The following is a 21,258-nucleotide window of genomic DNA, read 5'->3' on the forward strand; positions in this document are numbered from 1 at the left end:
ACCCAAAATAATGGATAGCTTCGCATAAGGGATAGAAAGTATAAAAGAAACTTCTCACAGTGATGGTTTTCTTTCATCCCCTACTTTAGGGTTAGTGCGCTTTTCTTTTAGTCAAACATGTACTTCCTGGTTCGAGAGCGAACATTTAAGACAATTCCTATTGCGATCATGTAGGTTGCAAGTGAGCTTCCACCATAGCTAATAAATGGAAGTGGTAGACCAGTGATTGGTAATAATTGAATGGTCATTCCAATATTTTGAAACACCTGAAAAGTGATCATTCCGATAACACCAGCGCAAAGGTAGCTACCAAATGGATCATGACTTTCAAGTGCAGTATGAATCATACGATAGATCATTAGGAAGAACAATGAAATCACGATACTTGCACCTATAAATCCAAATTGCTCCGCAATAACGGCAAAAATGAAATCTGTGTGACCTTCAGGTAAGTAAACTTCAGAGTTTTGGAATCCTTTCCCTCTTAACTCACCAGACCCTATTGCCAGCAAGGACTGAAGTAATTGGAATCCCTGGGCGCTAGAATATTGTTCTGGAGCAAGCCAACCATAAAATCGATTCAATTGATAGTCTTCTTTCATTATATACTCTTTAAAAAAGTCAGGAAGTGCAAAGTAAATATAAACAACCACCGAAACAGCAAAGATACCAGCGAAGAGGAAGCCAAAAATAATTCTCCACTTTATTCCTGCTGCTAAGATAAGCGAGCCAATAATTGCGATAAACACCATTGTCATACCCATATCAGGTTGTTCCTTAAGTAAATATACGGGGGGTGCTGCAGTTAACATTATTTTTCCTAAAAGTATAAAGTCATCCTTTACAGTACTGACAGGGTATTTTTCACGGTGTTCGACGATTATCTTACTTAGAACAATGATCATAATTATTTTCACTAATTCTGAAGGTTGGAACGTACCAATACCTGGGAGTAAATACCAACTAGTTGCTCCCTTTCTTGTTTCAACAAGGCTACTTGGAAAATTGAGCTCTAATCCAAGTAATAATATCAACCCAAATCCATATAAATACCATGATATCATTTTAAATCTGTCAAAATCTAAAATCATTGTACCGATAATCGCGATAATTCCGACTACGTACCATTTAAGTTGTTGGGCAACAAAATTAATCCCTTTTATATTTGCTGGCAAATACGGTTGTGCGCTTTGAATCGCAATACTACTTACGATTGCCATTAAAAACAAAATAAAAAGTAATGTATAATCCAATTGATGCTGTGGGCCATGTTCTTTCTCCATTATTTAATCCCTTCTATATATCAAAGTATTAAGCTTTTGATTTTTTTAGATAGTCTCCCTTTATAATCTTAGCTGATTTTTCAATGATTGCAAATAAATCTACGAAATTTCCAGTAAATTTGTCTAAATCAAATTGGGCGACAACTTTCTCCGTTTTTGGTAGTATAGTGAGACGAGAATGAAGAGCATCCTAATTGCGAGTATAGTCGGAAATTAATATGAAGTGATTACTTTTTATGAAAGAGGAGGAAAAAGTATGGAGCACGGAGCTTCGGTAACCTCATTAGTCATCGTACTAATTGTTGCATTCTTAACCCCAATTCTTTTGCACCGTTTACGATTAAATGTAATTCCAGTTGTAGTTGCAGAGATCATTATGGGATTAGTAATTGGTAAAAGTGGTTTTGATATCGTGCATGAAGACATATGGTTAGAAACCTTATCAATGCTTGGATTTATATTTTTAATGTTTTTAAGTGGACTTGAAATTGATTTTACGGCATTTGCTGGTGGAAAGAAGAAAGAAAAGCTATCCAATGGTAAGCTTGCACCAAATACGTTTTTAATATCGACGATTATTTTTATAGGAATCTTTGGTTTATCGTTATTCCTATCTTATATGTTCGTATGGACAGGGTTTATTGATAACGTGTTTTTAATGACCTTAATCATTTCAACAATTTCACTCGGAGTTGTTGTTCCAACACTAAAAGATGCACAAATTATGAAAAAGAATATCGGACAAATTATTTTACTCGTTGCAGTAATTGCTGATCTTGTCACAATGATTTTACTTGCTGTGTTCGCTTCAATTTATGGAAACGGCGAAGGAAATATGTGGCTCCTCCTAATTTTGTTTGGAGCAGGGGTGTTGTTATACTTCCTTGGAAAGTACTTTAGAGATCAGTCATTTATAGAGACGATGTCTAAAGGAACAATACAAATAGGAACTCGTGCGATTTTCACCTTAATTATCGTATTAGTAGCTTTATCTGAATCATTAGGTGCAGAGAATATTTTAGGGGCGTTTCTTGCAGGGGTACTTGTTTCACTTTTATCACCAAATTCAGATATGGTTCATAAACTTGATTCATTTGGATATGGATTTTTAATCCCAATATTCTTTGTTATGGTAGGGGTTCAGCTTGATATATGGTCATTATTTGAGGATCCAAAAATATTGATCTTAATTCCCTTATTATTTATTGCCCTTATCTTTTCAAAAATGTTACCAATCCTTTATTTGAAAAAATATTATGATTGGAAAACGACCATTTCAGCGGGGTTTCTATTAACATCCACGCTTTCTCTGGTTATCGCAGCTGCAACGATTGGTGAAAGAATGGGAATTATAGATGCAAGGATGTCTGGGGCACTTATCCTTGTCGCAGTAATAACTAGTATTGTTACACCGATTGGGTTTAAAAAGCTATTTCCGCGACATCAAACTGAAGAACCACAGATTAAGGTAGGTTTCATTGGTGCAAATCAAATGACACTACCTGTAACACGTGAGTTGAAATCAAATTTATATGAGACGACCATGTATCATATTACTCAAGAAAAAATTGAAGAGAAAATTGCAGACTCTTTATTCAATATAGTTGAACTAGGGGATTACTCTATCGAAACATTAAAGGCAAACAATGTATTTGATGTAGATGTTTTAGTCATTACAACTGGAGATGAGATTGTTAACGCGGAGATTGCGGTGTTTGCAAAAGGAAACGGAGTTGAACGTGTTATTGCACGTGTTGAATCCCCTGACCTGGATGAGGCCTTAAAAGGACACAATGTTGAAGTATTCTCTGTATTTTTATCGACTAAAACTTTATTACGTGCCTTAATTGAATCTCCTAGTGTCATAAACATTTTAACTAACCAAGAAACATCGCTTTACCAGGTAAATATGAACAATAACAAATATAATGGTGTGTTACTACGTAATTTTCCGTTTACAGGTGATGTTATATTTGTCCGAATTTTTAGAGGGAAAGATTCGATTGTTCCACATGGTGATACTGAACTTCAAATGGGAGACAAGTTAATTATCACTGGATCTCGTGAATATGTAGATGAGCTTAAAATTGAAATGGAATTTTACAGCAGTAGTAGTTAATCCATATGAAAAACCCGATGATTTATTCGTAATCATCGGGTTCGTGTTTTAAAACGAAGAAGTTAGGCAAAATTGGTAATGATATATATTTTAATGGAAACTTATGATATAATTATGACTAGGTACTAATAACTTGTAATAAATAATAGGGGGATTTTACTAATGACATTGTCCTTAAAAGACCGTACATATGTAGTAATGGGAGTCGCTAATAAGCGTAGTATCGCATGGGGGATTGCTCGTTCATTACATGATGCAGGAGCAAGACTCATTTTTACATATGCAGGTGAGCGATTAGAGAAAAGCGTTCGCGATTTGGCAGAGTCACTTGAGGCAAACTCAATTGTTCTACCTTGTGATGTAACAAATGACGAAGATATTAAGATATGTTTCGAAACAATAAAAAAAGAAGTAGGAACAATTCATGGGCTAGCTCATTGTATTGCATTCGCTAATAAAGAGGAATTAGAAGGCGATTATATGAATACAACGCGTGATGGCTTTTTATTAGCACATAATATTAGTTCTTATTCCTTAACAGCTGTTGCAAAAGAAGCTAAGGATCTTATGACTGAAGGTGGAAGCATTGTTACATTAACATACCTTGGCGGGGAGCGTGTCCTGCCAAATTATAATGTAATGGGTGTTGCGAAAGCATCACTTGAAGCAAGTGTAAAATACTTAGCGAGTGATTTAGGTAAACACGGGATTCGGGTAAATTCAATTTCTGCAGGCCCAATTCGTACGCTATCTGCTAAAGGAATAAGTGATTTTAACTTAATTCTTAAGACGATCGAAGAAAAGGCTCCACTTCGTCGTGCAACGACCCAAGAAGAAGTTGGCGACACAGCAGTATTCTTATTTAGCCATTTATCAAGAGGAATTACAGGGGAAAACATACATGTTGACTCTGGTTATCATATTTTAGGATAGCAGAGACTGAGGACAGCCACATTGTAATCGTGGCTGTTTTTATTTACCTAGTTTTGGTGTCTAGCTCCAGGCGCACTGAGCTTTTCTTATACTATCAGACTTTATATGTTGATCCTTTTAGACTTTAAAACAGCATAATAGATCAAAAATCCTGGAATAAGATACTTTGCTATCTGTGATTTCTAAATGGAGTCGGGTATCAAAAAAATATAACTCCAAAAGAACACTCTGATGCCCGAAATCGCGAAAAAAAAAACGGTAATCAAAAGGGCAATCTGATGCCCGAAATCTTGGAAAAAGTAAAAAACGGTAATCAAAAGGGCAATCTGATGCCCGAAATCTCGAAAAAAATAGAAAACGGTAATCAGAAGGGCAATCTGATGCCCGAAATCTCGAAAAAAATAAAAAACGGTAACCAAAAGGGCAATCTGATGCCCGAAATCACGAAAAAAATAGAAAACGGTAACCAAAAGGGCAATCTGATGCCCGAAATCTCGAAAAAAATAGAAAACGGTAATCAGAAGGGCGATCTGATGCCCGAAATCTTGGAAAAAGTAAAAAACGGTAACCAAAAGGGCAGTCTGATGCCCGAAATCGCGAAAAAAATAAAAAACGGTAACCAAAAGGGCAATCTGATGCCCGAAATCGCGAAAAAAATAAAAAACGGTAACCAAAAGGGCAATCTGATGCCCGAAATCTCGAAAAAAATAAAAAACGGTAACCAAAAGGGCAATCTGATGCCCGAAATCTCGAAAAAAATAAAAAACGGTAACCAAAAGGGCAATCTGATGCCCGAAATCTCGAAAAAAATAGAAAACGGTAACCAAAAGAGCAATCTGATGCCCGTAATCACGAAAAAAATAAAAAACGGTAACCAAAAGGGCAATCTGATGCCCGAAATCGCGAAAAAAATACAAAACGGTAACCAAAAGAGCAATCTGATGCCCGTAATCACGAAAAAAATAAAAAACGGTAACCAGAAGGGCAATCTGATGCCCGAAATCGAGAAAAAAATAAAAAACGGTAACCAAAAGAGCAATCTGATGCCCGAAATCACGAAAAAAATAGAAAACGGTAATCAGAAGGGCAATCTGATGCCCGAAATCGAGAAAAAAATAAAAAACGGTAACCAAAAGAGCAATCTGATGCCCGAAATCTCGAAAAAAATAAAAAACGGTAACCAAAAGGGCAATCTGATGCCCGAAATCACGAAAAAAATAGAAAACGGTAACCAAAAGGGCAATCTGATGCCCGAAATCGAGAAAAAAATAAAAAACGGTAACCAAAAGGGCAGTCTGATGCCCGAAATCGCGAAAAAAATAAAAAACGGTAACCAAAAGGGCAATCTGATGCCCGAAACTCCGAAAAAAACCGAAAACCGGTAATCAAAAGACGTATTTATCGACGTTCCTCAATACGGGCGCCCTGCGCTTTTATTAGTAAGAAAGCATTTCTTTCTAATAAAACATGGCAACGCATTTGATTCACTATAATATTCAAAACACTTCTACATAATATGTATTAACAAAAGACTTGAAAATATATAGTCTCTTAAATTCTAATATTTTTGAGGCATATATCATCCTGAGTACATATTTATAGTAGGAGGTGAGAGCTTTGGGTGAACCGCATAGCTGTTACCTTTTTAAAATATCTTAAACAAGTATACAATCTTTAACTTTTTCAACACTGATGTTGTTTACTATAGGCACATAACTAGTTGCAAGGGCATACACTGATTAACGGATAACAATTTAAAAGAAATAGGAGGTTTATAAATGAGTGAAAGACAAAATCAATCATTACAGAGAAAACCTTTAATGTATATAACTCAGCCAAATTTACAAGGTGTAACTATAAACATGCAAAAAAGTGTTGTTGCCAAACCCAATATAGAACATCGATATGCTGAGTCAAAGTTCAAAACTATTAAGGCTGTATCAATAGATGAAGTTCCAAAAAGCGAAACTCAACGAAAACAAAGTGATAAGCGTGAGGAAGCAGTAAATAGTGTGGTTGAAAATACAACAATTGAAGATATTCAGAAAATACATGAATCCAATGGAAATTCCATCAAGCGTAAACCATTAAAAGAAATGACAGTAGAAGAGAAAATTCATTTTATCATTAACAAACCGCACTATATACCTAAGGTGCTATGTATTGTAAAGACAAAATCTAAAACGTATCTTGGTACTATTGTTAAACATGCAGAGGGAATTGTTACCTTACATCAGCAATCCAGCCTTACCCCACTAACCCTTCCTGTTGCAGAAATTAAATCTATAAAAATGAGTGGATTTTAATTAAAAATAAAGGTCAGTAGAAGATTCTACCGACCTTTATTTAATGCGAAATTAAACGCCTCTTAAATAGATGTCATCTAAACATTGGATAGCACAGAAGCATCTTAAGTCTACAGTAATACAAGAGTTTGTTACTCTTAAATTATCTTGAGGACATGCCATAATGTCACAGTAGTCATCTTGTGGCTCAAGAACACGTAATACAGCACAGCAATCATTTACACTTTCAACACGGAAGAATGGCGATTTGCATGCTTCGAAATCAGTGTTTATACCATGATGATTATGATTATGATGATTATCTCCATCGTGGTCACATTCTGTATCTAATGATTTGAAGAATGCTTTAAATGGTTTACCGTCTTCAGTGAAAAGGATAAACGGGCGCGTGTTTGCACGTGGCTGCTGATTAAATACATCCCCAAGTACAGGATTTAAGCAGTTTGTAGGACAACTAACATCTTCAACAACGTCTTGCAGGTCATCGATAAATTCGACAATGTCACAAACGCAGTCTCCTTGGAAGACACCCCCTACATCGTCTCTTATATCATCATTTCGGTCATTTCTCTTTTTTCCACAACCCAATGAACTCACTCCTTCTTTTAAATTTCTATTACACTATTAGAGTATTGTATGCCCCCTCAATCTGTTACGAGTGAACGCCCTATTTTTAAAAAAATGGGCAATAATAGGGCAGGAATTAAGAGCAATGCATTATCACTTAAGCAAAAATTTGTATATGCGGATACCAATTTAAGCCAGGTGTGCATAACATATTAGCGATTATCTATATTAGGAGGTTAATATGATGTCTAAACGAAAGCAGAAAGAAATCCATGTTGATAAGCTGATCGTAAAAACGAATGAAGTCATTATTATTGATGCGAAAAAAAGAGGTCATAGTGAACCGTGGTTGCCTAGAACACAAGAAGAATTGAAAGTTGATGTCGACGTGGATGCTGTTGCGGGTGATGATGTCGGCGTAGATGTTGATGTAGATTCAAAATCGGATGCAAAAGGTCGTCGTCCTTTTTCGTGGATTTAAGGTAATAGGTATGAATTGATCATTAACAACAACAAAGCAGAGAATTTAACGACTCTGCTTTGTATGTTGAAAATTTGACAAGCTAATTAAAAGATACAAGCTGTAATTGTTTCGACAGCTTGTTGTTCTTCCTTATTTACTTCCTGGTTGTCTTTGTCTTTGTCTTTGTCTTTGTATGTGAATGTTTATTTTTTTCCTTTTAGTTGTTCGATGCATATGCTTTGGGTCCGTATTAGTCAAAGGGTGTTCATTGACTTCCGATTTCCTTTCTTACTCCCGCAAAGGATACCCTTTTTTCACGGTAACAATTAGAGGCTACAAGCGATGCTAATTATTATTCATTTTCAACTCCTTTTTCGAGTGAGAAAAGGACGATTTTGTTGACTTCTATGAAAAGATAAGAAAGTATAAAAATTTGAACCTAGTTTTAGTGTCTAGCTCAGGGCGCCATCGGACCTGAGGTCATAAGCCAATCCGTCCGGAAGGTAAAGAACAACCTTCCAGCCGGCTTGTCTTATGCATGTCGCCGATAGGCGGGCGCCCTGCGCTTTTCTTGAAAAGATAAGAAAGGGAGTATAAAAGTTTGTACCTAGTTTTAGTGTCTAGCTCCGGGCGCCATCGGACCTGAGGTCATAAGCCAATCCCTTCCCGAAGGCAAAAAACGCCTTCAGTCAGGGCTCGTCTTATGCTTGTCGCCGAAAGGCGGGCGCGCCTTGCGCTTTTCTTAAATAGCAATATTATTTTCCTCTTATATATTTTTTAAATGTAAAGGATCTCCTCAGTTTAGAGAATATGATGCAAAGCATTAAAATAGATTTAAGCTATTTTTGCGATAGACTCCTGACTAGTAAATTGGTCACTTCCAATTATTGAGTTTAAATCGTGAAAAAGGGGGATAGGAAAATGCTTTTAAGCTGGCTTGAGCTAGTGTTATTTATAATGGCGAGTTTCCGTCTTACGAGACTATTAATTTACGATAAAATTACTGTCTTTATTCGGAGGCCATTTCACGAGGAGGTTGAGGAGGCCCTACCAGATGGTACAACCGCAACCTACATCATAATTAAGGGTACTGGTCTCAAATATTGGATTGGAGAACTATTAAGCTGCCATTGGTGTACTGGTATTTGGAGTTCTGCGGTATTGTATATCTCGTGGATGTATTGGCCGATTGGGACAGAACCACTAATTATCATACTTGCCATTGCAGGTTTGGCTTCCACCATAGAAATAATTGTTGGTAGACTAATAGATTAGTTTGAAAAATAGGTACAGAATGCCCTAACAGAAGCTAAAGAAATGAATAAACTATAGTAGTCTACATTAAATGGAGGAATAATAATGAGTAATCGATTGGAAAAGGCTTCCTCTGCTAACAGTTCTAAATCACACAAGACAGTGTCCTCTGCTAGTACTAAAAAGAAAAGAAGAGGCTGTGGCTGTGGGAAAAAGAGAAAATAAAAAAACAGGCTAAACTTATTAGCCTGTTTTTTTATGACAGAAAAGCTCGTCATATTATAGGGGAAACGCTTAATTTACTTTGAATGAAAACCATTTAATTTGTTGAGACATAAAATATGGTAAATAAATGTTGAGGGATGAATGAATTTGAAAAGTGTAAGAGAAGCAGTTGGGAAATCGAGGGACAGGTTGAATTTGACAGCGGTAACAAAAAGAACTACGGGGTATGTAAATCACACAATACCGATCATTATTTTTACTAATAAAGGAGTGCCGTTTCAGTTTTTTGGAGGAAGTGGATTTTATGCACCTTTTAAGACGCCATTTTTCATTGTTCGATTAGTTGATTATGAAAGAGGTATAGTTACGTTACAGTTATTAAAACCGTTATCAAGTATCGCTAACGAAATGGAAGATCCTTTTAAGCTAATATGTAGTACAAAGACATTATTAATAACAAACGAGTGCGTTGAAATGAAACTTGCATGTATATGTGGTTATCAAATTATCGACTGTTCTGTAATCAATCGTATAACAGATGATAAGGATGAAGCTTATGACGATAAAAAATATAAAACGCAATCTGCCACAGGTAAGCAAGAAATGATATCTGATTATAGATTACCTACTAAACAAACCGATAAGAGTTTGTCACACGAATCTGCTCCATTAAATTATTTGAATCAAGATGACGAACAGTCTAATGATCATGGAAGTGTAAGTCATTTGGAGCCTGTTTTTGATCCACAGAATGAAAAGGTAACAAGCATTAATGATATAGAAGTTGAAAGTGAAACTAAAGAAAAGAAGTTTGATTCTAAAATAGAGCAAAACATTAAAATAAGTAATAATAATGGTACAGCTATCATTTCCGAAAGCGGAAATTCTATAGTTGATATTGATATTTAAAAAAATGTACTCTTGTCTTCCGTCAATCGTCCTAGCCAATCCTATCTTTTACAATATATTAAGAGTAGTAAGAGAAGAGGAGGTGACCGAGAATGAGTTGGAGAGATTTAGAGCAAAAATTTGAAGATCTTGCAAATGCTATGGCACTAGCAATACAAGAACAATGGCAAAAAGCTGAAGCCGATTCAGAATCAAAGGCCAAAGCAAAGTCTAAGTCAGAAAGTAAATCCAAATCAGAATCAGAATCAGAAGCTGAAGCTGAAGCTGAAAACGATTCTAGAATTTGGATTGATGTTAAAGGCGGAAATTCATATATCTTCAACAGTGGAAATTCTAAAGTTGAAGTGAAAGTTGATGCTAGAGCTGAGAACGAAGCTGAGTTAGAATCTGATTTTGAGTCAACAAATGATGCAGAAAATAGAGCTGACCAAGAGACTGAGCAGGAACAAGAAAACGAACAAACACAAGAGCAGGAACAGGAACAAGAGCAAGAACAAGAACAAGAGCAAGAGCAAGAGCAAGAGCAAGAGCAAGAGCAAGAGCAAGAGCAAGAGCAAGAGCAAGAACAAGAACAAGAGCAAGCACAAGCAGCAATTAGCACTTCTGATTCTACTTCAGTAGCTGTTGCAGAAAACACAAACACTAACACTAACACTAGCACAAACACTAACAACAACACCAACCTTAATATTTAATATAAAAAGGGAAAACGCTCGTCATAGAGCGTTTTTAACTTGCTAAGAGATATATGATTTAATAGAATTAAAAGTTTAGGCCAAGCAATTTATCTTAATATAAAAATCGGACTGTTTTATTAAAAATTAGTCTGTAGCCCTTACACTTGATATTACTTTACGTATAAATATAAAAGCAAGATCGGGAGGGGGGTTCACAATGGGTGAACAAGAAAAAGAATTACTTTTTAAAATCGAAAAAATAATTGATGAAAAAATATCCAACTATTTAAATCATATAACTAAAGAATCGACCACCGAAATAAACAATGAAAACGGAACGGCATCAATATTAAAAAGTGGTAACAGCATAGTATATATTGATAATTCTGGAATTGCTTATGCAATGCTTCTCTTTTATTACCAAATGATGTCAGAAAAAGAGAAAATGGGTATAAACATTGATGACCTGCTTAGCAAAATTGAAGAAAGAATGTCAAAAAACCGAAAAGGCTTTGAGGAATTCCTATCGTCAATTAATGACAAAGAAAAATGATAATGCATTCTTTAATTAAGCACAATTAAGTAAAAAGTAGCATGTTTAAAACTTGACGGTTCCTTATTTAATAGGAGCTGTTTTTGAGTTTGAAACAATTAATCATAGTTTTACTAAATAAAACATCTCCTAGAAAGAATCCGTTTATGTGAGTATTTACCTGGTTTTTGTGTCTAGCTTCGGGCGCCCCTACGCTTTGCTTAATTCCTCAACAACAATTTGGCCAACCTGTCGACCAAGTCGAAGTCCTTCTTCATTATCTATTGGGAAATGAACACCAGCATATAATCTAGAGTCAGCACATTCTTGAAACATTTTCCTTAATTTTTTTGCTTCACCTGGGAAAAAATATCCTAAAACTACTTCAGAACATCCTCCTACTGTTGCATGACCAGACGGATAAGTTGGATGTCTAGGGGTAGAAAGAATGGTCACAAGGCTCTGATCTAACTGGTTTGGTCGTGCTACTAGCCAATCAAATTTTAATTTCCAAGTAAGTACAAAGGTATCATTGATAGCTGCAAGAACTACTGCTAAAATATGTGCTGCCATGGGTGCGGGAACTTTATAGGTATCAATTAATTGATCCATTATAGGTAAAAATTGTTTTGTTGGTACACCTGTCCCCCAGTATTTTGCAATATCAATTTGATGAGGAGTTAACTTCAATAATGTGTTATTGACTAAACTAAGCTGAGAATCCCAATCAATTTTAGAAGGGTGACGAATGTCAAAAGTTATTTTACGACCATCCTTATAAAAAGTTTGGCCATGTTTATCGATTTTAATGTAGTGAGTTACCCAAGACCCGACCATTATTTTTTCAGCAGAATAAGATGACTTTTTCCACTTTTTATAGTTATTCACCATAAAGCAGCTATCTCCTTTTTATTACTATCAAATACATTCTATGAGTAGACTGAATTTTTGATATGAAAGAAAATGAAATGGGCTAAATTGGAAAACATAAATAATGTAATATAAAACATTCTAATATTGTAAAACAATATTTTAACAAGAAGGGGATACTAATGACTGTTGTAGCTCAAGTTGCACAAACACTTGCAGGATTAAAAGCTGCTCAAGCAAGCTTTGAAACCTTTGCACTTCAAACAGATAATGAACAAGCAAAACAAATGTATCAGCAAGCTTCTCAGCAAACGCAAGCGATTGTTGATATGTTAGATCCACGGGTGAATGAAATTAAGCAAGAAGAACCACAATACAATCAATAAGTAGCTAAAAAGGGGGATGGTGAATGTTGCCACCCTTTTTTGGAAGATTTTATAGGGAATGGATGATTTAATCATGAAAAAAAAGTGGCAATTGTCCCTAATTATACTACTATTGGGCTTAGCAGCTTGTGCTGATTTAGATACTCAGTCTTTTAAAAATATGAAGACAGATGACCTCCACGTTAATCAAACAACTGCTATAAGTGCAGAGGAACAAATAAAACAAATGAAAGAAGTAACTGAGGTAGTTGCAATTAATAATGAAAAGCAGCTATTACTTGCGTTTAGGGTAAAGCAATTCGAAAAATTTCGCTTAAATAAGGTTGAAAAAAAGGTTAAGGATGAACTAAAGAAAGCGTACTCTGATTATGAACCTACTGTATCAAGTGATTTAAAGATTTTTCTTGAGACAAATAAAATAAAAAAAGACATCTTTAATCGAAATCTTAAAAAAGAAAAGGTTGAGGAAGAATTAGAAAGAGTGAAAAAGTTAAGTGAAGAACAAACTTAAATTAAATGCGGACTAGGTGATGCAAGATGTCAAATAAAAACAGAAAAAATCTAACACCAACCCAACAAGAATACCATCAATTTCAATTAAAAAGAGAAACAAAGCGTCCGGTTTTTAAGAATTGTCTCAACGCATTCCTTGTCGGGGGACTAATTTGTGTAATAGGACAGGCTGTTCAATTGTTCTTTATTTATAATTTTAACTTTACTGAGAAAACAGCTGGAAATCCAACTGTTGCGACAATGGTATTTTTTGCAATGCTATTAACAGGATTTGGAGTTTATGACCGAATTGCACAATTTGCAGGGGCGGGTAGTGCAGTACCGGTTACTGGGTTCGGTAATGCTGTCATTTCAGCAGCAATTGAACATCGTACGGAGGGATTTGTTCTTGGAGTAGGTTCTAATATGTTCAAGCTTGCTGGTTCTGTTATTTTATTTGGAACTTTCTCTGCGTTTGTCGTCGCTTTAATCAAGACCATTTTATTAAAATGGGGAGGATTTTAAGAATGCTTCAAGGACATGGAACGTGGGTATTTGAAAATAAACCTGTAATTATTTCAACTGGAACAGTTGGGGGCCCCTTTGAAGCCAATGGTAAAATTCCTGATGATTTTGATTTACTGCATGAAGATTTATGGCTTGGTGAAGACTCTTACGAAAAGGCTCATAAGGTTTTATTTGAAGAAGCTTATTATAAAGCCATAGAAAAAGCAAACCTTGAAAAAGAAAAGATCCAGTTTATATTAGCTGGTGATCTCATAAACCAAATAACTCCTTCTAGCTTTGCCGCTAGAACATTGGGAACACCTTATTTTGGACTTTTTGGAGCATGTTCGACTTCAATGGAAGGATTAGCATTAGGGTCTTTTATCATTAATCATGGTGGAGCAAATTATATATTAACCGGTGCTGGCAGTCACAATGCAGCCGTTGAAAAGCAGTTTAGGTACCCAACAGAATATGGTGGACAAAAACCTCCGACAGCACAGTGGACAGTAACTGGAGCAGGTGCTGCTGTGTTAAGTCAAAAAGGGGATGGACCTAAAGTAACGTCAGCGACAATAGGTAAGGTCATTGATATGGGTTTATCAGATCCGTTTAATATGGGTGGAGCAATGGCACCAGCGGCTGTTGATACAATTGAAGCCCATTTTAGGGACAGGCAACTTGATCCTTCCTATTATGACTTAATTGTAACAGGTGATTTAGGTCATGTTGGTCGTGAGGTTTCACTTGATTTAATGAGAAAACATGGGTTAAACATCAATGAATCCAGGTATTGGGACTGTGGATTAATTATCTATAAAGAAGCTCAACCGGTATTAGCAGGGGGAAGTGGAGCGGGTTGTTCAGCTACTGTTGTTTACGGGCATTTATTAAATCGAATGAAAAAAGGTGAATTTAAACGAATTCTAGTCGTTGCAACTGGCGCATTATTATCACCATTATCATTTCAGCAAAAAGAGTCAATTCCTTGTATTGCGCATGCTGTATCAATTGAGTATGGGGGGGAAGAGTAATGTTTCAAACCTTTTTTTGGGCATTTGTTGTCGGTGGCTTAATATGCGTGATAGGACAAATTATGTTTGATGTATTTAAATTAACACCTGCACACACTTTAAGCTCACTAGTTGTTGCAGGTGCTATCCTAGATGGATTTAACCTATATGAGCCCCTAATGGCCTTTGCTGGGGCCGGGGCAACCATACCAATCACAAGCTTTGGTAATTCCCTTGTTCATGGTGCTATGCAAGAAGGTGAAAAGCATGGGATTGTTGGTGTATTAACAGGAATGTTTGAAGTAACAAGTTCTGGTATTTCAGCGGCGATTATTTTTGGTTTTATTGGTGCATTATTTTTTAAACCAAAAGGTTAAGGAGGAATTATTGTGACTGTAGCCTCTCAAGTAAAACAAAGTTTGGCAAGTACTAAAAGTATGCATGCAAGCTTCCAATCGTTGGCACTAACAGCATCTGATGAGGATGCAAAACGTATATTTCATGAAGTAATGATGATGACAGACGAAGTTATAAAGGATTTAGCGATAAGAGTTGGTGAATTGGAACGAGAAGAACCACAGTACAAAGGATTTTAAATACACACCTAAGTTAGGGGGTGACTGATATGCCTGGTTGGATTGAAGTCACAATTCGTTCAGTATCTATCATTGCTGGATTATTTTTTATCACTAAGCTTCTAGGAAAAAAACAGTTGTCCAAGCTATCATTTTTTGAATATATTGCTGGAATAACAATTGGAGATATTGCTGGGACCTTATCAATGGACCTGGAATTAAATCTTACGAATGGAATTACTAGTATTTTAATCTGGTCTTTATTCCCAATTGCTTTTTCATATTTCTCATTAAAAAATAAGTCTTTTAGAGACTTTGCAGAAGGAACATCGACTGTTTTTATAAAAAACGGAAAAATTATGGAAGATAATCTAAAAAAGGAGAAATATTCTATAGATGAGTTACTGGAACAACTCCGAAAAAAACAAGTATTCCAAGCTTCTGATGTAGAGTTTGCTACGTTGGAAACGAATGGGGATATAAATATCCTTTTAAAAAGAGAAAAACAACCACTCACCGTTGGAGATATCTTCAAAAACGCTCCGTCGGTAAAAGAACCTCAAACAGTAGTAATGGACGGTAGAATTTTAGATGAACCATTATCGACAAGAGGACTGAACCGTGGGTGGTTGAAGGAAGAATTAGATAAAATTGGTGTAACAATTGAGAATGTCTTCTTAGGTCAGGTTGATAGCTACGGACAATTAACCGTCGATCTATACGATGACAAAATTCAAGTCCCACAACCAGTAGCGAATAAACTGCTAATGGCTTCGATTTTAAAAAACGAGGCGGATTTAGAAGCCTTTGCCTTACAAACTGGGTCACAAAGTGCTAAAGAAATGTACACAAAAAATGCTGAAGTAATGAGAAAAATTAGTAAAAAAGTAGCCCCTTTATTAAAAAGCTGAAGAAGAACTGGTTATTTGCTGGTTCTTTTTTTTTTCGTTTACATATCCTAGTATGAAGGGAAATCAATTTTTGATTTTTTTGGAGTTGATTAGATTGAAGAAATTTAATATCGAAATTGAACGTTTCATAAAACAATATTATCAGAAACACGATGAAGAAAAAGCAAAATCTGAAAAAATAATTGCTCAGACAGATGAAGACTTAGGAAAACTCGCAAAACAAAGTAAAAGCTTCGAAAAGGACCTAGAAGCAAGAATAGAAAAGGTAGATAAATGGTTAGCGGATAAGCAAAAGCAATTGGAGAACTATTTTGAGTAGTAACAAAATCCACTATCGCCCAGTGCACTTGTCCACACGGTAATCATTCCTTGACATATGATAGTAAGGAAGGTTACTAGACATATATTATTCGACACCTTCCGTGAAGATGTCGAACGGAACTTTGGATTCGACACCTTCTGTGAAGATGCCGAACGGGACTTTGAATTCGACACCTTCCGTGAAGATGTCGAACGGGACTTTGGATTCGACACCTTCCACGAAGATGTCGAACGGAACTTTGAATTCGACACCTTCCACGAAGATGTCGAATGGGACTTTTCACATCTTTAGGTTAAGGTTCATAGGATATAACACAATGTAAGGAGGCTATGATATATGGATAATAATTTATTTAAAAACATTGAACAGAAAACTGGAGTCAATATGAATGATGTATTTCAATTAGCGAATTCAATTCAAAATGCAAACTTTAAGGATGAAAAAACAGTTCGTTCGATAATTCAAAGGGTGTCCCAGATTGCTAATAAACCAGTTAATAAACAAACAGAGGATAAAATTGTTAATTCGATAATAAACGGGAACCAATCATTGGATTTTGGTACCATTGCAAAAATGCTAAATAAAAAATAATCAAAAACGCCTCAAGTGTATGAGGCGTTTTTGGGGGGCAGACGATTGAGGTCTGCCCCTATTAATATAAAGGTTTTATTAAACGTGATGGATGAGCATTTTTTCCTCGCCTTGTTTCTGGAACAGATATGTGTAATGTTTGCTGCGCCCTGGTCATGGCGACATACATAAGGCGTCTTTCTTCTGCCAATGGAGCAAGATCACCATTGCGGTTTGCATCTAGCGCATAATCATGAGGAATACTGCCATCAACAGCGCTGAGAATATAGACGTGTTTATATTCAAGCCCCTTTGAACGGTGGATAGTTGAAAGCACAATCGCATTTGTATAGTGCTTACTTAATCGTTTCATTTCCTCAGTCATTGCAGTCATATGGTCTACATGCTCTAAAAACTCTTGAATTGTCGCAAATTTTTTGGCAACGACCTTTAAATCACGCACATCGTCCGATCCTTTTTCGATAACATTACCTTCATTTCCACGTTTTTTTACAAAATCATCAAATCCCATTTCTTTTTCAATCATCTCTAGGGCTGTCATTGGCTTTAGTTTAGATAATTGTTTAAACAACGGTACAATCTTTTTTAATTTTCTTTGCTGAAAAGGTTGGACATTTGTAATCATTTTTAGTGCTTCAACTAATGTACAATCTTCGAGAATACTAGAGGCCTTTAATTCATTAAGTGCCGACTTTTTTAAAAAAAACGCTATTAATAAATCAGACATTGCCTCGGAATGATTAGGATCTAAGGATAAACGAAGATAGGCAAGTAATGATCGTACTATTCTTCTTTTATAAAAGGATTCAGATTCCTGTTCAATTACAAAAGGAAGGTTACTACTAGCTAATCTTTCAAATAATGCTCTTGAAGTCGTATGAGTACGATAAAGAATAGCAAAATCCGACGGTGAAGCACCTTGTTCAATACGTTCTTTAAGATCTGTTACAATCATTGTCGCCTCTTCCTCTTCATCATAAGGGAAGAAGAAAGTAGGAAGTAGGCCATTGTCAAATTGGGCATGCATCTCTTTGAAACGCCTTTGTTTTCCCCAGCTAATAAGCTTATTAGCTGAGGAAACGATACTATGTGTGGACCGATAGTTTTCATTTAGTGTAACAACCTTAGTGTCTGAAAAGTCTTGATCAAATTGCAAGATATAGGAAGGGTCACTACCACGGAATCCGTAAATCGATTGATCATCATCGCCAACAACGCATAAATTTTTAGTGTGGGCTGACAACATTTTCATTACTTCATATTGTAGTTTATTTATGTCTTGAAATTCATCAATTAAGAAGTAGTGAAGTCGTTTCTGATATCGAGAAAGCAATTCAGGTTGTTTTATAAACAACTGATAACATCCAACCAGCATATCGTCAAAATCAAAATAGCCATTTATATCCTTACTTTTTTCGTAATGTTTGTACATGATAAGTACACGTTCTTCCCATTGGTCCTTTGGTTTCACAAGGTCTGGTGGTGTCAATGTGTTTTTCCAATATCCAATCTGTTGGAGCGCCTGATCAAACGCAAAGTCTCTTTCATCAATCGATAATTCTTTAGCGGCCTCTTTAATTATTTGCTCTTTTTGCCAATCCCATTTTAAAAGTTTTGAGCTTTGCCATCTTTGTGGTTCGTGAAACATGATGATTTTATAAAAAATACTGTGAAATGTACCAATCACAATAGCTTGAAGCTGCTGTGGTGAAAGCTGCTCGGCGTTGGCTAGTCGTTCTTTCATTTCTTTTGCCGCTTTTGATGTAAACGTAACTAACATAATGGAGCTAGGATCTATTCCATGGTCAGTAATCATAGTAGTGGTCCGCGTTGTTAACACTCTTGTCTTCCCACTACCTGCTCCAGCCAATACTAATAATGGCCCTTCAATCGTTGAAACAGCTTGTAATTGGTTTGAGTCTAAGGATCTGTTAGCCTTTTCTTCTGCTTTCTTTTCAAAGGGCCTTGAAGGTCGAATGAATTTAATCGGCTTCCAAGCAGGAGTTTTTATATCTGTAGTCGTAGTAGTAATTGTACGTGATTTTGGTATACGAAACCCATTTTGTTCAATGTACTCAGAATCATAATCCATTTTACTATTAGGAGTAATTGATAACTGCGTAACATAAGATTCACACTCTTTTTTATCCGTAAGTCCAAGATGATAAAAATGAGGTTTTTGTTGAATTCCTAAATATAGCTTAACCTGTGCTCCACAACAAGCACATGTAACTTTTCCACTAAGGCTTGCTTCAAATATTAGTTGAAACTGCTCTCTGGGCAATAAATCTATTTGAACAAGTGTATTATTATAGTTTGCCTTATCCATGAAGGAACGCTCCTTCTCTATTTAAAAGTCAATTTATACTATAACAAAACATACAATAGAGAAAAAGACTTTAAAAGATGTTTAACTTAGAGTATAGGCGGGAAAATAATGGATAGGAGTTGTAAGTATATGGGCTATATTGCGCCTGTTAATCATGAACAGTACACTCAATATGCGAACAGAACCATTCATAGAAAATATAATTATATGAAATTGGCGCCTGTACAGCGCTCTTTTTTATCCTCCCATACTAATAGACCGAATGAAATTGTACTAGAGTCCAGAAAAGAAACTGCAAACATGACAAAAGAAGTTGATAGGGTTTTAACAGAACTAACAGGAAAAGGTCTGTTCGTTAACGAATTAATATAATCGATATAACAAAAGGGAGAAATAAGATGAATTTAATACAAATCACAGAAACATGTTTTTATTTTCAGGGTGTTGTTAACATTGGCTATGTGAACCATGGTGACGAAGGCTTATTAATTGATGCTGGAATAGACAAAACAACAATGAAAAAAATCATTAAAAAGCTTGAAGAACATCAATATCCTATTACTCATTTATATATTACGCATGCACATACAGACCATTTTGGTGGTGCGTCATATTTACAGACAACAAAACAAGTGCATACAATGGCACCAGAGCTAGAAGAAGCAATTCTTCGTTATCCTATTCTCGAGCCTATTTATTTGTTTCAGGGGAATACACCTTTACAAGAAATGCGAAATAAATTTTTAGAAGGAGAGGCAATTGCGGTTAATGAAGTACTTACTGAGGGTACTTATACTATTGATGGCTTTACGTTCTCAATAATTGGTTTTCCTGGACATAGTGAAAATCAAATGGGAATCTTGATTGATGATATTCTTTATTGTGGTGATGCCTATTTTGGAATGGAACAATTACATAAGCATAAAATTCCATATATCGTTGATGCTGAACAAACATTACAATCACTAGAGAAATTGAAAACAATACAATGTAGTGGTGCAGTGCCAGGGCATGGTGTTTATGAAACGAAATTTATTGAAACAGTTAATCAAAATATAACGTATCATTCAGAGATTCTTGACAGTATTCATGTCATTTTCGATGTACGAGAAGGAGCACTTAGCCATGAAAAATTAATCCGGGCAATGTGTGATAGATGGAAAGTAACGATAACACATGTTTCTGCTTGGCTGTTATATCGTACGGCAATAACAGCCTATTTAACAAAGCTCGTTAAGGATCAAAACGTAACAATTCGGATTCAAGATAACACTCTTACGTTTGATAAAAATAATCAAAAAATAGAAGAAGGTTAATATGTTTGGATAAACAGACCTTCTCCTTCTAGCCACTCAGCATACATAATATCTTTTACGTTAGTTGTACCAAATGAACTGATTTGATTTTGTAGCCATACCTCGTCAAAGCCGCTTTCCATTAAATTGTCATATATAATTTCGCCATCACTTACCATTGTAACGGGGAGAAATACTGGTTGCTCGGGCATTTTATGATCTTGTCGTGAAGGAGGGTCGAATTTTGCTTTATTTAGCACACTTAATGAACCGTCCGTTTCTAAAATCGCGTATTCAACTTGACGTATCGAGAAAGTTCCCTTAGCCCGTAGTAAGTGTTGCAATTGATTAATATCTAATTTACTCCTTTTAAGCATATTCCTATCGATTTTCCCTTTATGAATCACAATGGTAGGTTGGCCTTCAATAAACCCCCTGGTCCTCTTGAATTTTTGGGATATATATTCAAGCAGTAATACGAGGACTCCCCATATAGAAAGTGCAAATAGTATTTGCCATACAGTTGTTTTTTTTTCAAAGACTGCACTCCCAACAATCTCGCCCAGAAGAAGAGCTGAAATAAAGTCAAAGGTAGTAATCTGTGAAATTTGCGTTTTTCCTAATATTTTAGTTAAGAAAAATAATGCGAAAAATCCGACCGTTAGTTCTAGTGCAATACTTCCATAATCCATTACCTCA

25 protein-coding genes are annotated in these 21,258 nt (G+C 35.7%); 20 read left to right on the forward strand and 5 right to left on the reverse strand.

All coding sequences use genetic code 11. From position 1 onward, the window contains the following. Positions 1–107: 107 nt before the first annotated feature. The gene (locus tag PY093_RS14780; protein ID WP_275646631.1) at positions 108–1,283 is read right to left on the reverse strand and encodes an FtsW/RodA/SpoVE family cell cycle protein; all 1,176 of its coding nucleotides are present in this window, start codon (positions 1,281–1,283) and stop codon (positions 108–110) included. Between the two features lie 256 nt (positions 1,284–1,539). Here PY093_RS14780 and PY093_RS14785 point away from each other — a divergent pair, with 256 nt between their 5' ends. The 4 genes from PY093_RS14785 to PY093_RS14800 all read left to right on the forward strand — a co-directional run bounded on the left by PY093_RS14785 (position 1,540) and on the right by PY093_RS14800 (position 6,641). Further along, entirely contained in the window at positions 1,540–3,402 is a 1,863-nt protein-coding gene (locus PY093_RS14785) for a monovalent cation:proton antiporter family protein (protein ID WP_275646632.1), read from the forward strand. 162 nt (positions 3,403–3,564) lie between these two features. After that, positions 3,565–4,335: an enoyl-ACP reductase FabI gene (fabI, locus tag PY093_RS14790; protein ID WP_275646633.1), complete on the forward strand. Its 771-nt coding sequence runs from the start codon at positions 3,565–3,567 to the stop codon at positions 4,333–4,335. A 278-nt stretch (positions 4,336–4,613) separates the two neighbouring features. Further along, a complete protein-coding gene (locus PY093_RS14795; protein ID WP_275646634.1) occupies positions 4,614–5,720 on the forward strand; it encodes a hypothetical protein in 1,107 nt (368 codons plus the stop codon). A gap of 393 nt (positions 5,721–6,113) precedes the next feature. After that, entirely contained in the window at positions 6,114–6,641 is a 528-nt protein-coding gene (locus tag PY093_RS14800; RefSeq protein WP_275646635.1) for a CotO family spore coat protein, read from the forward strand. Positions 6,642–6,692: 51 nt separating this feature from the next. On the opposite strand, the gene PY093_RS14805 is transcribed toward PY093_RS14800, so the two are convergent. Then, entirely contained in the window at positions 6,693–7,229 is a 537-nt protein-coding gene (locus PY093_RS14805) for a CotY/CotZ family spore coat protein (protein WP_481769306.1), read from the reverse strand. Positions 7,230–7,452: 223 nt separating this feature from the next. Here PY093_RS14805 and PY093_RS14810 point away from each other — a divergent pair, with 223 nt between their 5' ends. The 5 genes from PY093_RS14810 (at position 7,453) to PY093_RS14830 (ending at position 11,289) form a co-directional block, all read left to right on the forward strand. Beyond that, a complete protein-coding gene (locus PY093_RS14810; protein ID WP_275646636.1) occupies positions 7,453–7,689 on the forward strand; it encodes a hypothetical protein in 237 nt (78 codons plus the stop codon). Between the two features lie 903 nt (positions 7,690–8,592). Continuing rightward, complete coding sequence (locus tag PY093_RS14815) at positions 8,593–8,946, forward strand: DUF1360 domain-containing protein (RefSeq protein WP_275646637.1); 354 nt, start codon at positions 8,593–8,595, stop codon at positions 8,944–8,946. A gap of 351 nt (positions 8,947–9,297) precedes the next feature. Next, positions 9,298–10,059 (forward strand): CotY/CotZ family spore coat protein, encoded by a 762-nt coding sequence (locus PY093_RS14820; protein ID WP_275646638.1) that lies wholly within the window; start codon positions 9,298–9,300, stop codon positions 10,057–10,059. A 92-nt stretch (positions 10,060–10,151) separates the two neighbouring features. Next, positions 10,152–10,754, forward strand: a complete 603-nt coding sequence (locus PY093_RS14825; protein ID WP_275646639.1) for a hypothetical protein — start codon at positions 10,152–10,154, stop codon at positions 10,752–10,754. Between the two features lie 199 nt (positions 10,755–10,953). Then, positions 10,954–11,289 (forward strand): hypothetical protein, encoded by a 336-nt coding sequence (locus PY093_RS14830; protein ID WP_275646640.1) that lies wholly within the window; start codon positions 10,954–10,956, stop codon positions 11,287–11,289. Positions 11,290–11,478: 189 nt separating this feature from the next. Here PY093_RS14830 and PY093_RS14835 read toward each other — a convergent pair whose 3' ends face one another. Then, a complete protein-coding gene (locus PY093_RS14835; RefSeq protein ID WP_275646641.1) occupies positions 11,479–12,159 on the reverse strand; it encodes a vanadium-dependent haloperoxidase in 681 nt (226 codons plus the stop codon). Between the two features lie 161 nt (positions 12,160–12,320). Here PY093_RS14835 and PY093_RS14840 point away from each other — a divergent pair, with 161 nt between their 5' ends. The 9 genes from PY093_RS14840 to spoVIF all read left to right on the forward strand — a co-directional run bounded on the left by PY093_RS14840 (position 12,321) and on the right by spoVIF (position 16,935). Further along, a complete protein-coding gene (locus PY093_RS14840; RefSeq protein ID WP_275646642.1) occupies positions 12,321–12,524 on the forward strand; it encodes a DUF1657 domain-containing protein in 204 nt (67 codons plus the stop codon). A 73-nt stretch (positions 12,525–12,597) separates the two neighbouring features. Further along, positions 12,598–13,035, forward strand: a complete 438-nt coding sequence (locus PY093_RS14845) for a hypothetical protein (protein WP_275646643.1) — start codon at positions 12,598–12,600, stop codon at positions 13,033–13,035. A 26-nt stretch (positions 13,036–13,061) separates the two neighbouring features. Continuing rightward, positions 13,062–13,541, forward strand: coding sequence for a stage V sporulation protein AC (spoVAC, locus tag PY093_RS14850; RefSeq protein WP_275646644.1), 480 nt, complete (start codon positions 13,062–13,064; stop codon positions 13,539–13,541). A gap of 2 nt (positions 13,542–13,543) precedes the next feature. Then, the gene (spoVAD, locus tag PY093_RS14855; RefSeq protein WP_275646645.1) at positions 13,544–14,557 is read left to right on the forward strand and encodes a stage V sporulation protein AD; all 1,014 of its coding nucleotides are present in this window, start codon (positions 13,544–13,546) and stop codon (positions 14,555–14,557) included. After that, positions 14,557–14,913: a stage V sporulation protein AE gene (spoVAE, locus tag PY093_RS14860; RefSeq protein ID WP_275646646.1), complete on the forward strand. Its 357-nt coding sequence runs from the start codon at positions 14,557–14,559 to the stop codon at positions 14,911–14,913. The genes spoVAD and spoVAE overlap by 1 nt, the downstream gene beginning before the upstream one ends. Positions 14,914–14,925: 12 nt before the next feature. Then, positions 14,926–15,132 (forward strand): DUF1657 domain-containing protein, encoded by a 207-nt coding sequence (locus PY093_RS14865; protein ID WP_275646647.1) that lies wholly within the window; start codon positions 14,926–14,928, stop codon positions 15,130–15,132. Between the two features lie 29 nt (positions 15,133–15,161). After that, the gene (locus PY093_RS14870) at positions 15,162–16,022 is read left to right on the forward strand and encodes a DUF421 domain-containing protein (RefSeq protein ID WP_275646648.1); all 861 of its coding nucleotides are present in this window, start codon (positions 15,162–15,164) and stop codon (positions 16,020–16,022) included. A gap of 94 nt (positions 16,023–16,116) precedes the next feature. After that, the gene (locus PY093_RS14875) at positions 16,117–16,341 is read left to right on the forward strand and encodes a hypothetical protein (protein WP_275646649.1); all 225 of its coding nucleotides are present in this window, start codon (positions 16,117–16,119) and stop codon (positions 16,339–16,341) included. Positions 16,342–16,680: 339 nt separating this feature from the next. Then, on the forward strand, positions 16,681–16,935 hold the full coding sequence (gene spoVIF / locus PY093_RS14880; RefSeq protein WP_275646650.1) for a sporulation-specific transcription regulator SpoVIF: 255 nt from the start codon (positions 16,681–16,683) through the stop codon (positions 16,933–16,935). A 61-nt stretch (positions 16,936–16,996) separates the two neighbouring features. Here the strand turns inward: spoVIF and PY093_RS14885 are convergent, their stop codons facing one another. Beyond that, a complete protein-coding gene (locus PY093_RS14885) occupies positions 16,997–19,264 on the reverse strand; it encodes an ATP-dependent helicase (protein ID WP_275646651.1) in 2,268 nt (755 codons plus the stop codon). Between the two features lie 129 nt (positions 19,265–19,393). On the opposite strand from PY093_RS14885, the gene PY093_RS14890 reads away from it, so the two are divergent. Together PY093_RS14890 and PY093_RS14895 are read left to right on the forward strand one after the other, a co-directional pair. Then, positions 19,394–19,636: a hypothetical protein gene (locus PY093_RS14890; protein ID WP_275646652.1), complete on the forward strand. Its 243-nt coding sequence runs from the start codon at positions 19,394–19,396 to the stop codon at positions 19,634–19,636. A 26-nt stretch (positions 19,637–19,662) separates the two neighbouring features. After that, the gene (locus PY093_RS14895) at positions 19,663–20,580 is read left to right on the forward strand and encodes an MBL fold metallo-hydrolase (RefSeq protein WP_275646653.1); all 918 of its coding nucleotides are present in this window, start codon (positions 19,663–19,665) and stop codon (positions 20,578–20,580) included. On the opposite strand, the gene PY093_RS14900 is transcribed toward PY093_RS14895, so the two are convergent. Beyond that, positions 20,577–21,251, reverse strand: a complete 675-nt coding sequence (locus PY093_RS14900) for a DUF421 domain-containing protein (RefSeq protein WP_275646654.1) — start codon at positions 21,249–21,251, stop codon at positions 20,577–20,579. The genes PY093_RS14895 and PY093_RS14900 overlap by 4 nt on opposite strands. Between the last annotated feature and the right edge of the window lie 7 nt (positions 21,252–21,258).

Origin of the sequence: Cytobacillus sp. S13-E01 (assembly GCF_029193815.1) — a bacterium.
GTDB lineage: Bacteria > Bacillota > Bacilli > Bacillales > Bacillaceae_L > Bacillus_BV.